The sequence below is a fragment of the Pseudoalteromonas sp. BZK2 genome (genome assembly GCF_014349195.1).
Lineage (GTDB): Bacteria > Pseudomonadota > Gammaproteobacteria > Enterobacterales > Alteromonadaceae > Pseudoalteromonas > Pseudoalteromonas simplex.
Genome location: NZ_JACSOG010000024.1, coordinates 1 through 12,260, shown reverse-complemented (window position 1 = coordinate 12,260; position 12,260 = coordinate 1). Strand labels below are relative to the sequence as shown.

General features: G+C 39.5%; 13 protein-coding genes and 1 tRNA gene. All 14 read left to right on the top strand.

Translation table 11 applies throughout. From position 1 onward, the window contains the following. The first annotated feature begins 12 nt into the window (after positions 1–12). Positions 13–816, top strand: coding sequence for a prolipoprotein diacylglyceryl transferase (lgt, locus tag BIZ38_RS14560; RefSeq protein ID WP_054554353.1), 804 nt, complete (start codon positions 13–15; stop codon positions 814–816). 13 nt (positions 817–829) lie between these two features. Further along, on the top strand, positions 830–1,681 hold the full coding sequence (locus tag BIZ38_RS14555; protein ID WP_138600286.1) for a thymidylate synthase: 852 nt from the start codon (positions 830–832) through the stop codon (positions 1,679–1,681). Positions 1,682–1,707: 26 nt separating this feature from the next. Further along, entirely contained in the window at positions 1,708–2,589 is an 882-nt protein-coding gene (gene galU / locus BIZ38_RS14550) for a UTP--glucose-1-phosphate uridylyltransferase GalU (protein WP_187490599.1), read from the top strand. Positions 2,590–3,059: 470 nt separating this feature from the next. Next, positions 3,060–3,527 carry an SPOR domain-containing protein gene (locus BIZ38_RS14545; protein WP_187490598.1) on the top strand — a complete coding sequence of 156 codons (468 nt, stop codon included), beginning with the start codon at positions 3,060–3,062 and terminating at the stop codon, positions 3,525–3,527. A 139-nt stretch (positions 3,528–3,666) separates the two neighbouring features. Beyond that, entirely contained in the window at positions 3,667–4,209 is a 543-nt protein-coding gene (locus BIZ38_RS14540) for an SPOR domain-containing protein (protein WP_187490597.1), read from the top strand. A gap of 111 nt (positions 4,210–4,320) precedes the next feature. Beyond that, positions 4,321–4,914 carry a DUF4402 domain-containing protein gene (locus tag BIZ38_RS14535; RefSeq protein WP_138618693.1) on the top strand — a complete coding sequence of 198 codons (594 nt, stop codon included), beginning with the start codon at positions 4,321–4,323 and terminating at the stop codon, positions 4,912–4,914. A 19-nt stretch (positions 4,915–4,933) separates the two neighbouring features. Further along, the gene (locus BIZ38_RS14530) at positions 4,934–5,401 is read left to right on the top strand and encodes a DUF4402 domain-containing protein (RefSeq protein WP_054554359.1); all 468 of its coding nucleotides are present in this window, start codon (positions 4,934–4,936) and stop codon (positions 5,399–5,401) included. Between the two features lie 8 nt (positions 5,402–5,409). Next, a complete protein-coding gene (locus BIZ38_RS14525) occupies positions 5,410–6,201 on the top strand; it encodes a molecular chaperone (RefSeq protein ID WP_187490596.1) in 792 nt (263 codons plus the stop codon). Positions 6,202–6,221: 20 nt separating this feature from the next. Further along, complete coding sequence (locus BIZ38_RS14520; protein ID WP_222938054.1) at positions 6,222–9,188, top strand: MSCRAMM family adhesin SdrC; 2,967 nt, start codon at positions 6,222–6,224, stop codon at positions 9,186–9,188. 13 nt (positions 9,189–9,201) lie between these two features. Further along, on the top strand, positions 9,202–9,804 hold the full coding sequence (locus tag BIZ38_RS14515; protein WP_187490595.1) for an SPOR domain-containing protein: 603 nt from the start codon (positions 9,202–9,204) through the stop codon (positions 9,802–9,804). Positions 9,805–9,858: 54 nt separating this feature from the next. Further along, a complete protein-coding gene (locus BIZ38_RS14510) occupies positions 9,859–10,452 on the top strand; it encodes a FlgO family outer membrane protein (protein ID WP_054554363.1) in 594 nt (197 codons plus the stop codon). Positions 10,453–10,466: 14 nt separating this feature from the next. Further along, positions 10,467–11,141 carry a FlgO family outer membrane protein gene (locus BIZ38_RS14505; protein ID WP_138600292.1) on the top strand — a complete coding sequence of 225 codons (675 nt, stop codon included), beginning with the start codon at positions 10,467–10,469 and terminating at the stop codon, positions 11,139–11,141. A gap of 3 nt (positions 11,142–11,144) precedes the next feature. Next, a complete protein-coding gene (locus BIZ38_RS14500) occupies positions 11,145–11,810 on the top strand; it encodes a FlgO family outer membrane protein (RefSeq protein WP_187490594.1) in 666 nt (221 codons plus the stop codon). Positions 11,811–11,920: 110 nt separating this feature from the next. Continuing rightward, positions 11,921–11,995 (top strand) — tRNA-Arg (locus BIZ38_RS14495). Positions 11,996–12,260: the final 265 nt, after the last annotated feature.

Genomic DNA, 12,260 nt, shown 5'->3' with positions numbered 1-12,260 from the left:
GTTTTTATTTTTATGGCTCTTCAATTTCCAGATATCGATCCGGTTATTTTTTCGGTAGGCCCGCTCAGCGTACGTTGGTACGGTTTAATGTATTTAATTGGTTTTGCTTTGGCTATGTGGCTTGCTAATCGCCAAGCAGCAAAACCAAACTCAGGTTGGACAAAAGAACAAGTCAGTGACTTATTATTTTACGGCATGCTCGGGGTAATACTCGGTGGCCGTATTGGTTATGTATTGTTTTATCAGTTCAGCTACTTTATCGAAAACCCACTGTATTTATTCAGAATTGACCAAGGTGGTATGTCGTTCCATGGTGGCACCCTGGGTGTCATTACAGCTATTGCAATCTTTGCTTGGACCCGTAAAAAATCATTGTTTGAGGTAGGTGACTTTGTAGTGCCACTTGTGCCGCTTGGTTTATTAGCCGGACGTATTGGTAACTTTATTAATGGCGAACTATGGGGCCGAGTGACAGATGTACCTTGGGCATTTGTTTTTCCTACAGGTGGCCCAGAGCCTCGTCACCCATCCCAATTATACGAAGCCTTTTTAGAAGGTTTAGTGCTGTTCTTAATCTTACAATGGTTTATCAAAAAGCCTCGTCCAGCGGGAAGTGTTGCTGGGGTGTTCTTACTTGGCTATGGTACGTTTAGGTTTATTGTTGAATACTTCCGTGAACCAGATGCTCATTTAGGTTTATTTGCAGGCGTTATCTCTATGGGTCAAATACTGTCATTGCCGATGGTAATTGGTGGCCTTGGTTTGTTAATATGGGCCTATAAAAAGCCGCAGCAAAGCGTGGCAAGCAAAGCATAACAAGAGCAAATCAATGAAACAGTATTTAGATTTATGTCAGCGTATTGTTGACGAAGGTGTGTGGGTTGAGAACAAACGCACAGGAACCAAATGTTTAACCGTAATTAATGCCGATCTTGAATATGATGTGGCAAATAACAAGTTTCCGCTCATCACCACGCGAAAGAGCTTTTACAAAGCGGCGATAGCGGAGTTACTGGGTTATTTACGTGGTTACGACAGCGCTGCACAGTTTCGTGATATCGGCTGTATGACTTGGAATGCCAACGCGAACGAGAACAAAGCGTGGCTTGAAAATCCGCATCGTCGTGGTGAGGATGATATGGGCCGTGTGTATGGTGTTCAAGGGCGCAGTTGGCAACGCCCTGATGGTAGCCACCTTGATCAGCTTAAAAAAGTTATCGATAACTTATCGAAAGGAATTGATGATCGCGGTGAAATCGTCACTTTTTATAATCCAGGTGAATTTGAGCTAGGTTGTTTACGCCCTTGTATGCACACACATACCTTTTCTCTGTTAGGCGATACTCTATACTTGACATCATACCAACGTAGCTGTGATGTGCCGCTGGGTCTGAACTTTAATCAAATTCAATGTTTTGTGTTACTTGCTTTAGTTGCACAAATAACCGGACATAAACCGGGTAAGGCGTATCATAAAATAGCGAATGCGCATATTTATGAAAACCAACTTGAGTTGATGCGTGATGTACAACTCAAGCGAGAGCCTTTCGCGTCGCCAGAATTAAAAATAAACCCAAATATTAAATCATTAGAAGACATTGAAAGCTGGGTTACAAAAGATGATTTTGAAGTAGTAGGTTATCAGTGTCACGATGCAATTAAGTATCCGTTTTCAGTTTAAGAACAATAAAATTTAAGGAGAAATCAATGAAAGCAGTGATCCCAGTTGCTGGCCTTGGCACGCGTATGTTACCTGCAACAAAAGCAATCCCTAAAGAAATGCTTCCTATTGTTGACCGCCCGTTGATTCAGTACGTTGTAAATGAAGCAATTTCAGCCGGAATTAAAGAAATTGTTTTAGTAACGCATTCAAGTAAAAACTCAATTGAAAACCACTTTGATACCAGTTTTGAGTTAGAAGCCACACTTGAAAAGCGTGTGAAACGTCAGTTACTTGCTGAAGTACAGTCAATCTGCCCGAAAGATGTGACTATTATCCACGTTCGTCAAGGTGAAGCGAAAGGCCTTGGTCATGCGATAAATTGTGCGGCGCCTATTATAGGTAATGAACCGTTTGTTGTTATCTTACCGGATGTGATCATCGATGATGTGGCGAGCGATCTTAAAAAAGATAACTTAGCTGAAATGATCCAGCGTTTTGAAACCACCGGTGAGAGCCAAATTATGGTTGAGCCTGTGCCGCAAAACGAAGTAGACAAGTTCGGTGTAGTAGACTTAGGTGATGTAACAATCAATCAAGGTGAAAGCGCCGCAATTTTGAATATGGTTGAAAAGCCTCCTATTGATCAAGCTCCATCAAATCTTGCTGTTGTGGGTCGCTATGTACTGAGCAAAAATATTTGGCCATTACTAGCAAAAACTCCAGCTGGGGCAGGTGATGAAATTCAATTAACCGATGCCATAGCCATGCTAATGGAAAAAGAAACGGTTGATGCATACTCTATGAAAGGTAAAAGCCATGACTGTGGTAGCAAAATTGGTTATTTAAAAGCCATCGTTGAATTTGCTTTACGACGTGAGGAATTCAAAGTTGAATTGAGCGACTTCATAAAGTCGTTGGTTAAATAACCAATTCTATTTACTTAGTAATAAATTATGTTAAAAAAGTGCCTATATGGCACTTTTTTGTTATTTACAAGCAGCTGACAATTGTTGATTATTAACAAATTAGGGACTTTTCTGATATACCTTTGTCTTATAGGGTTGTTAAGATGAGTATGGTGATTAATTGCTCTAATTCAGTTAGTTAACTGAGTAATGAAAAGCATTAATAATTTTGCTGCAAATTGTTTATGTTATAAAGCTACTTTTTACTGACAACATGATTTGCAGCGAATTAAAGCACTAAACTGAAATTATAATAAAAACATAATGTTAGTGTTTATTTTAAATATCTTAAATTATCTTTTAGCTTTTGATGTACAGGTAAGTACTAACAGATAGTCTTCTTCAAAGTAAGAAGCAAATTTTTAACGGTACGTTTAAGAATCCTGATTATGAAAGATTACTTCAAGCCTTTTCGCTGCAGTATATACCTAATGGTGTTATTAACTGTTTCTGGTTGCAGTAATGAGCTGCTGCTAAGCTCTACCGTTAATTCTATGCAAAGTTTTGCACTTCGCTTAATCGATCCTATTTTTCAAATTAATGTAAAAACTAGTTCTGAGCTTCAATCAACGGCTACACAAAAAAATACCCTAGCCACTGCTGCTATATTAGCACCTACAAAACCTAATTATACTTTTGCGTTACAGTTAGCATCAGTTAGCTCTGAGACCGCAATAGAAGTCACCTTTCATAAAATGGCAAAACAAGCGCCTAGTATTTTTCAAGGTAAACCAATTTTGAATGTTGAAGTTGCAGACGTGCATGATAGAACTTTCTACCGCTTAAAGTTTGGAGGCTATAAGTATTTAAAAAATGCGAAAGCTGACTGCGCGGCTATTAAGCGACAAGGTATTGATTGTTGGGTTAGTAAATACACAGATAATCGAATTTATTTTTAGCGTCAAATATTCACTCTAAAGGTGGCATTTTTATTGCTAATATTTAAGTCTGTTTTTTAGAATTGACGTCACCATGCATTTTTCTTTTTTCTCTAAATATTTATTGTTAACCATCTGCTTGACTGCTTTAACAGCATGTATGATGAGCCAAGAACAAAGCCAGCCTGTTTATACTGAACAGCAGGTACAGCAATTTGCTGCCGAGTGGCAAAATCAACAGCCTAGCATTGAACGTCTTGCTGCAATGGAAAAAGACCTTGCGTTGTTAATCGAGGTACTTTCGGCTAATAGTGATTTAACTGCACAACCATCGGCATTTGAGCCGCAAAATGATGTGATCTATCACCAAAGTGAGCAAATACAATCTCAGCAATCATCATCAATCGACTCATTAGAAACGATTATTGCTGCAAACAAAGCAGCAGAAGCAGGTGTGCAATTAGGCTTATATTTAACGCCGAAAAAGGTCAGACATCAGGTCTTGAACCTTAAACGTGATTATCCTGCTGTTTTAAATGACCTAGATTTTCGCTTTAAAACTCGTGAGCAAAAAGGGGTAACCTTGTATGGATTACGAGCAGGTCCATTTGTAAATTATACTCAGGCGACAGCTTTTTGTGAGATAGCCAAAAGAATGGGGCAAACTTGTGTGACAGCCCCTTTTATTGGGGAGATGCTATAAGTATCTTTCCTCTTGGAAATTAGGGGATTAACCTTAAAGTATTTGTTCTAGAGGTCGATAAAGCTTAAGATACAGCAAAATGGCTTAGCCATTTATTTATAAGGACTTAATATGAAATTACCTCTTTCTTTAATTGCATGCTCATTAGCATTTTCTGCTTTTTATTCTTATGCCACTACTGAATCTTTCAGTGCAACAGTAAAGGTTCAAAACTCAGTTGTTTTAACAAAAGGAAATGATCTAAATTTTGGTACTATTCGTGCCGTAGCCGATCCTTCAGGTGCTGCGCAAGCTGTTTTAACAATTAACCCAGAACCTGATGCAAGCCCTGTTTCAACAAGAACAGATGCATCTCCTGCGATTATTTCAATTATTGAGCAAGGGTCTCCTGCTTCATTTACGGTATCGGAAGCGGTGCCTAATGCGCGTTTGTCGATTACTGATCCTACAGCTAATATTTTAGCTTCTGATGGACAAGGTTTAAATGAGCCAAACTTTATTGTTGATGAATGGAAGTATTTTATTACTTCAGGCCCAAATGCAAATGCTTATTACCTTCCAGGCAGCCCAAACTTAACAGCAGATGCAGACGGCAGTGTTGAGTTTAACATTGGTGCCAATTTATCTACCTCAAATTCGGCGTCATCTGAGCCTTATCGTGATGTTGAGTATACCGGCACTTTCCAATTAGAAGTTGCTTACTAATAATACTAGGTAATTAGTCATGCGCTTTTTGCTTTTAGCTACTGTTTTATTTTGTGTGTTCTCAACACCCTTACAGGCTGCGAGCACAGAGCAACAAGCGCTTGATTTTGGTACTCTAGTTATTCTAGCTAATACAAATACCAGCTCTGTAATCGTCAAAGATGATGGCAGTATCAATACGCAGGGCTCGGTTTATGTTCTTAAAAATGGCCGCCCTGCAGAATTATTACTTACTGACTTTCCAGCTAGAACTCAGCTAACTATGAATCTAGTTGCCCCAGTTGACTTAACACATGATATCGATGGCAACTCGAGTGCTGGATTTTCTGTACGCCTTAATGGTTTTCCTAAATATGTGATTACCAATGAATTTGGTGAAGCAAAAGTATTTATTGGCGGTATTTTAACGACAGACCGTAGCGCTAAACCATACGCTGATGGTCAGTATTCTTCTACAACTTATTTAGAAATATCAGTCGATTACTAAGGATAGATATGTTCGCAAAACGTCTTTTATGTGGACTTCTTTTTGTTTTTTTCAGTCAATATGCAACGGCAAACTTACTTATTTCACCAACGCGGGTTTCATTTGATGAGCGCCAACGAAGCGCAAAAGTCACCGTCATTAATAGCTCAGAAGAGTACCGTACATACCGCGTGGTATGGAGCGAAAAATTAGCGCTACCTGGTGGGGGCTATCAAACATTGAGTGAGCCAGTAACCACGAGCCTTTCTCCTATGGCACGCTTATCACCAAAGCAAATTCGCTTAGCACCTGGCGAAAGGCAAACGATTAAAATAGCAATTAGAAAGCCTAAGGATTTGGCTAAAGGGGAATATCGTTCCCATTTACTATTTCAAGCCTTACCAAATGAAGATAAGGCAGCTAAGGCTGGACTTAAAGTGAATATGATTTTGAGTTTTAGTATTCCAGTTGTATATCGTGAACAAGGTGAGCTGCCAAAAGTTGCATTTCAAACTGCAGAAATAGTTGAAGATTCTCTAAACAAAAAACCAAAAATTGCCGTTAAATTAACTGAACAACAAGGTTTTAGTAGTTACGGTCGACTTAGCGCGTATATTACTAATTCTGCAGGTAAACAAGAAAAAATCGCAGAAATCGGGAATCTAAGCCTATACCCTGAAATTGAACAAGCGACTGTGTTGTTAGATTTATTCTCTGGTAAACAGTTGCCAAAACAAGGGAACATTGAGCTTAAATATCAAGGTGCCGATGAGTATGAAGGCGTCGATTTTGGCTCATATTCATTGCCTATTCGACATTAGGGATTAATTCGAAAAAATTTATGAATCGCTTATTTGCGTTAGGGCTTATGCTATTAAGTCCTATCAGCGTTGCTAATTCGACTGTGAGTACAGAGGATGTACTAGCTAGAGTCAATGCCATAAGAGCTAAGCTAAATGGCGAACAGCTTTACGCTCCACAATCTAAGCATATACCTGCTGTTAATCATTCTGCAGATACCTTAGACGCTCAGCAACGAATTGCCACTGGGGAATTTTTGCTATTTTCAATTTATTTAAATGAAAATTATTTAGGTGAGTTGTTTGCCCTTAAGTCTGATCAAGACATATTGCTTGGCGTTTCGGGGCTAGTTGATATTTTACAGCTTGCAATTAATGTCGATATATCAGCCGAGAGGGCCGAAGGTTGGTTCATTAACACCAATAAAACCTTTCAATTAACAGCTCAAAAACAGTTGATTACAGATACAAAAAAGTGGCAGCTTACAGAACAACAAATTAGTGTTGATGATGATATTTATATAGAGGCAGCAGTACTCGCTGAGGCTTTAGAATTTCAGCATCGCTCTGATTACGCAAGCTTAGAGCTGTATATTGAAACTGAGTCTGTTTATCCGGTTGACGCCCAAGCGCAGCGACATAAAAAACAACTACAAAGCTATAGTACTCAAAAGCAAGCAACTTTACCTTGGAAACCAAGCCCATATCAGGCCTTATCTGTCCCTGTGGCTGACTTACAATTGAACTATACCCAAGATAATGATGGTAGTCAGGCAAGTTACTCATTACTTGGCTCGCAAGATTTTGCATACCTTACTATGGAATACTTTTTATCGGGCCGTGAAAGTGATTTATTGAATAACTCAAGACTAACTTTCTCCAAGCAAGATGTGAATAATCAGCTGTTAGGTCCACTTGCTGCAAGTCTTATTGAGGTAGGTGATGTCACAGCTACGCAAGTTGGCAGCCGTTATAACAACCAGTACGGGCGCGGAGTTAAAATTTCGAATTATCAACTTGGGCAAGCAGTTAATAATAATCGAGTGAATCTAACTGGTGTAGTACAGCCAGGTTGGGATGTTGAATTATACCGCAATGGTATTTTAATTGAGCAGCAATTGAGCTTGGCGGATGGGCGCTATGTTTTTGCTGACGTTGATTTACTGTTTGGTGAAAATAACTTTGAGTTGATTTTTTATGGTCCGCAAGGGCAAGTAGAGCGAAAAACAGAATATTACTACATTGATGGTACGCAGCTTGAACAAGGGGAAGCAGTCTATGAGTTATCTGTTTCAGAGCAAGGCAAGCAGTTATTAGGTAATTACAGTAATAGTGCAAACAAGGGCTGGGTTGCTGCAGGGCGATACCAATATGGATTGAGTGATAACGTTGCTATGTACTCAGGCTTTATGGCGCAAAAGCAAGAGCAAGATGAGTTATACCATGTTGCTCTAGGAACGAATCTCAGCTTGTTAGATAGGTTATTAGTTAATCTGGAATATGAAGAAAACAATCAACAACAAAGAGAATTTAAATTAACAACAAGAACTAAACTGGCTGATCAGTCTTTGCTACTCAGCGCAACGAACCGTACAGATAACCTGAATGGTCGAGATATAACGCTGAAAAGCTATCAATTTGATATGTCTGGTGAGCTGATGCAAAACAACTTTGGGCGTCTTAATTATCAAAACAACTTTTTAGTTCAACACGCACAAAGTGGTGATTTAAAGCAAATTTATAACCGTTTAAATTACAGCTATGCAAACGTCTCAATAAATAATTTATTGCAATGGCAAGACCCAAGCGCCGGGCAAGAAAGTGTAGATGGTATGACGCGTTTACAAACACGACTAGGCAGAGTGTACAGTCGGTTTGGTATTAATTATCGACTTTCTCCAGTGAGTGAGATAGCAAGTTATGAAGCTGAATTTAGCCGAAGTTTAGGCCCGAGTCTCCAAGCAGAGTTAACTATAAGGGACTCTCTAGATTACGATGTTCAGTCTGCAGAATTAGGACTAACGTGGCAAAATGACAGGATTAACTTAAGCAGTAATGTTAATTACGATAGTAATGACCAATGGCAAATTCGCTTAAATAGCCGATTTAGCTTTGGTTTTGATAGCCAATATAATCAACCATTTATGAGCAACAGAACATTGACCAATACAGGTAGCTTAATGGTTAATGTGTTTTTAGATGAAAATGATAATGGTATTAAAGACAGTACAGAGAAGGGCTTGGCGGGTGTTAAAGTAAAAGGCTTACAAAATTATCGCCAAGCGATTACTGATGAACAAGGGATCGCGATTCTTTCTGCTATGCCAGCTAACCGCACAACAGATATAGTGCTCGATCGTGACAGTTTTGCTGACCCTTTTATGATCCCCGCCCACGATGGTTTCTCCATAACACCACGAGCAGGCTTTGTTGAGTACATGGATTACCCAGTAAATAATGCCAGCGAAATAGAAGGCACTGTTTATCAGCAGACAGAGCAAGGAGCTAATGTTCAACCTTATGCCCAAATTACTTTAGTGGATGAGCAAGGTAATGATGTAGCAACTACGCAAGCGGCTTATGATGGCTATTACTTGTTTACTGATATTAAGCCCGGTAAGTATCAGGCGATTGTAGATAAGCAGTACCAAGGACAAAAATCACTGACTAGTACTCAAACACATAAAATACAGTTATCGCCCAAAGGTGATGTGCTGGTGGGAGTTGACATTACTTTGCGGCCACTCGAAAAGCGCCAGGGATATATAGCGAGTATTGGCAAGTTTAATTCACTGAAAATATTAAAGGTGTATTACTCATTGGTGAAACAGCGTTTGTTACAGCAAGGGTTAAAAAACGCTTTTTATATTCACGATAAAGCAAATGCACACTACACGCTTGCGATTGGCTATGACGCACAATCTGCAAACGAGCTTGAACAGCAATGTGTGCAGCTAATATCACAAGCAATTAAATGCCATGTAACAGAGCAGCATGTTCAACACTAGCAAGGAGTAAATTATGGTTTTTACGACTTTTCAAAATCTGAAGAAAGTATGGTTAGTTTTACTGGTTACTCCTATCTTTGGTTGCCAAAGCGTATCAGAGCCACAAGTGAGTGAAGAAAACTTAGTGAAAATTAGCAAACAAGAGCTTCTAGAGCTGAGACAGTCGCATCAACAATTCCAAGCGATGAAGCCAGAGCTTGAGCGCTTGCTGACAATAGAAAGTGAGTTAACCTTACTCACTGAACAACTTACTTTGCTAAATGCGCAGCAAACTGAGCCTGAAAAGATTAAAAAGTCATCTGTAACCGCACCTCAGTTTATTGCGGAGCCTGAAGCTAAGTTTGCACTACAACTTGCTTCCGTAACAGAATTACCTCGACTAACAGCTCGCCTTGCTGAAATTAAAAAACAAGCGCCAGCACTATTTCATGGTCAGTTTATTGCTAATGTAGAGTCAGTAACTGTAAATGGCAGCACTTTTCATCGTTTGAAAATTGGTGCATATCAACAAAAGCAGCAAGCAGATAATGATTGTAAAAAGTTAGCATCTGTCGGGGTGGCATGCTTGGTATCGCACTATGTGCAAAATCCGCTTGATTTATCTCACCAACAATAATACTTAGGCATAATTATTGCTTTGTACTTACTAAGTTTAGTGAGGATGGCAATTATGCGCCTGTTATTTTATTCAGTTTTTTTAGTGTTGGTGGGTTGTAGCTTAACTGAAAAGCCACAAAAAGCGCCCCCTAGAGAAACCCCAAAATCGCCGATGGCACCTTATACGGTGCATCAATACGTTGCTGATCTAAGTAGTCAGCTGAGCCGTATTCAAGGCCCTTACAAAGGCAATGCACGTATTGCTGTGACCAGTTTCTATATGGCTGATGGCTTAGGTACTGATTTAGCAGAAGATCAGGGCAGTGGCTTGAGTCAGCAAATTCAAGAAAGTTTATTAACGCAATTTACTCAGCTTGGTTTCCATACCATAGAGTATCGATTAGAAAAGACTTTAAATTTGCAGCAATCGGCCGATAGTGTACTTAGTCGTGATGTAAATACCTTGCGTCAACGTCAGAATATTGACTTTGTTATTACCGGCACACTAACGCGGCAACAACATGCCTACATAGTTAACGCCCGATTGGTAAATACCAAAGATCTGCGAATAGTGTCAGCAGCAAGCACCGAGATCCCTATCAATGTGATGTGGGGCGCTGAAAAAGTTCAGCAACGTGATGGCCAGTTGTATCGAAGCGAATATTAAGAGGAACTCATTTAATGAAACGTTTAATTTTAACTTTATGTTTGCCTTTTGGCTTTGGTTGCTCGTCAATGTTAACTGGTGATGTAACACAACACGATAATGATCCTCAATTAGCTGCGCAAAGAGAAGTTGCCGCGCCGCATAGTAACTACAGTGTGTTTCAAACCAATCAGGCGGTGATGAATAACAGCACCTTTACCGCTGCACCAACGCGCAAAAATATTAATCACTATGTGCGTGGCATCATGCAGGACTTAGTTGAAAACTTGCAATATGTTAGCGATAACACGCCGGTTGCTGTTTCAAGCTTTGTATACCTTGATGCAGATTACAACTCAACGAATTTGCTAGGTAATCAAATTGCTGAAAGTTTCATTCATGAGCTTCATGCATTTGGTGTACCTGTCATTGATTTTAAAACCACTGATTATATGCGTGTCACGCCAAGTGGTGACTATGTTTTCAGTCGTGATTATTTAGAGCTAAGCCAAGATCAAAACTTCAATTATGTATTGGCGGGTACTTTGGTTAATCATCAAAGTGGTGTGCTCGTTAATGCCCGCATTGTTGGTTTAGCAAGCAAAGCAGTTGTAGGGTCAGCGCAAGGCTTTATACCACAATCAGTGGTTGATGCCCTTGATAGCACCAACCGTAGTGATGGTATTACACTTAAACAAGCAAGTGAGTAAGCTATGAAAGGTTTTGTCTTCGCATCGTTAACGCTCGCGCTTTCTGGCTGCCAATTGCTGCCAGAGCAATCAGCAGAGCCGCAAAATACCGCTCAAAGTGCACCTGCATCAGCAAGTACTCAAGTCGATTATGTTGCTATGCTGCAAGCGCTTGAGCAAAAAGATATGCAGCAGGATAACGCTAACCATCGTTTATTTGTGCCTTATCAACATCATAAAACCGTTGTTAATTATGTCGAGCAAATGGCCCTTGAATTAGTGGATACCATGCAACAAGAAAGCGAGTTAGGAATAGCCATTACTAGCTTTGTTGATTTAGATGCGAGCCTAAAAAACAGCTCTCAACTTGGTAATCAACTCTCTGAAACAATGATGCACCAGCTGCAAAAATTCGGCTTTGGCGTTGTTGATTTTAAAGCGATGGATATCATTAGTGTGACTTCACGTGGTGATTTTGTGATGTCGCGTGATGTAGAAGAGTTAGCTGAGCGCCGCATTGCTAGTCATGTACTTACAGGCACGCTGATATACCGCCCAAATGGTGTTGAAGTAAATGCTCGAGTAATTAATTTAAACTCAAAGTTGGTTATTGCCAGCGCACAAAAAGTGATCCCATATTTTGTGCTAAAACATGAGTCAATCCAATCAGCAACGGCTAGCGTTAACTAACTTCATCATTTTGCCAATCGGCTTACTCACAAGTCGATTGGTTTATTTTCTTGATTACCAAAGCCTTAGACCGTTATAATTTTCTGTAAGCTTTACTTCAGCTTTTGAGTGGCCTCTTAGTTAAATGGATATAACGGCCCCCTCCTAAGGGGCAGTTACAGGTTCGATTCCTGTAGGGGCTACCAATTAAATCAATAGTTAGTCATGTTCTTCTTTGAAGCAAATTTGTAGCATTAAAGTTCCAAATCGATTGCCAAAATCAATATCCGATAAATTTGAGTGTTCTATTAAATAATACAGATTTCTTCATTCGAACAGTCTTCTTATCAAGTCGTTTTTTAGTGCTGCCAGCATTTCACTTACTCAACACTATGTCTATTTTCAATATTAAAAAACAATACGTTTGTCGTGTTCTTTACTGTTTTTCTTGCTGTTTGATTGAAATCTAAA

Bases quoted from the DNA above. Each gene is read 5' to 3' on its own strand.
- BIZ38_RS14505 (WP_138600292.1), top strand. From the start codon at position 10,467: ATGAAACGTTTAATTTTAACTTTATGTTTGCCTTTTGGCTTTGGTTGC.
- BIZ38_RS14515 (WP_187490595.1), top strand. From the start codon at position 9,202: ATGGTTTTTACGACTTTTCAAAATCTGAAGAAAGTATGGTTAGTTTTA.
- BIZ38_RS14535 (WP_138618693.1), top strand. From the start codon at position 4,321: ATGAAATTACCTCTTTCTTTAATTGCATGCTCATTAGCATTTTCTGCT.
- galU (WP_187490599.1), top strand. From the start codon at position 1,708: ATGAAAGCAGTGATCCCAGTTGCTGGCCTTGGCACGCGTATGTTACCT.
- BIZ38_RS14540 (WP_187490597.1), top strand. From the start codon at position 3,667: ATGATGAGCCAAGAACAAAGCCAGCCTGTTTATACTGAACAGCAGGTA.
- BIZ38_RS14525 (WP_187490596.1), top strand. From the start codon at position 5,410: ATGTTCGCAAAACGTCTTTTATGTGGACTTCTTTTTGTTTTTTTCAGT.
- BIZ38_RS14520 (WP_222938054.1), top strand. From the start codon at position 6,222: ATGAATCGCTTATTTGCGTTAGGGCTTATGCTATTAAGTCCTATCAGC.
- lgt (WP_054554353.1), top strand. From the start codon at position 13: ATGGCTCTTCAATTTCCAGATATCGATCCGGTTATTTTTTCGGTAGGC.
- BIZ38_RS14545 (WP_187490598.1), top strand. From the start codon at position 3,060: ATGGTGTTATTAACTGTTTCTGGTTGCAGTAATGAGCTGCTGCTAAGC.
- BIZ38_RS14500 (WP_187490594.1), top strand. From the start codon at position 11,145: ATGAAAGGTTTTGTCTTCGCATCGTTAACGCTCGCGCTTTCTGGCTGC.
- BIZ38_RS14555 (WP_138600286.1), top strand. From the start codon at position 830: ATGAAACAGTATTTAGATTTATGTCAGCGTATTGTTGACGAAGGTGTG.
- BIZ38_RS14530 (WP_054554359.1), top strand. From the start codon at position 4,934: ATGCGCTTTTTGCTTTTAGCTACTGTTTTATTTTGTGTGTTCTCAACA.
- BIZ38_RS14510 (WP_054554363.1), top strand. From the start codon at position 9,859: ATGCGCCTGTTATTTTATTCAGTTTTTTTAGTGTTGGTGGGTTGTAGC.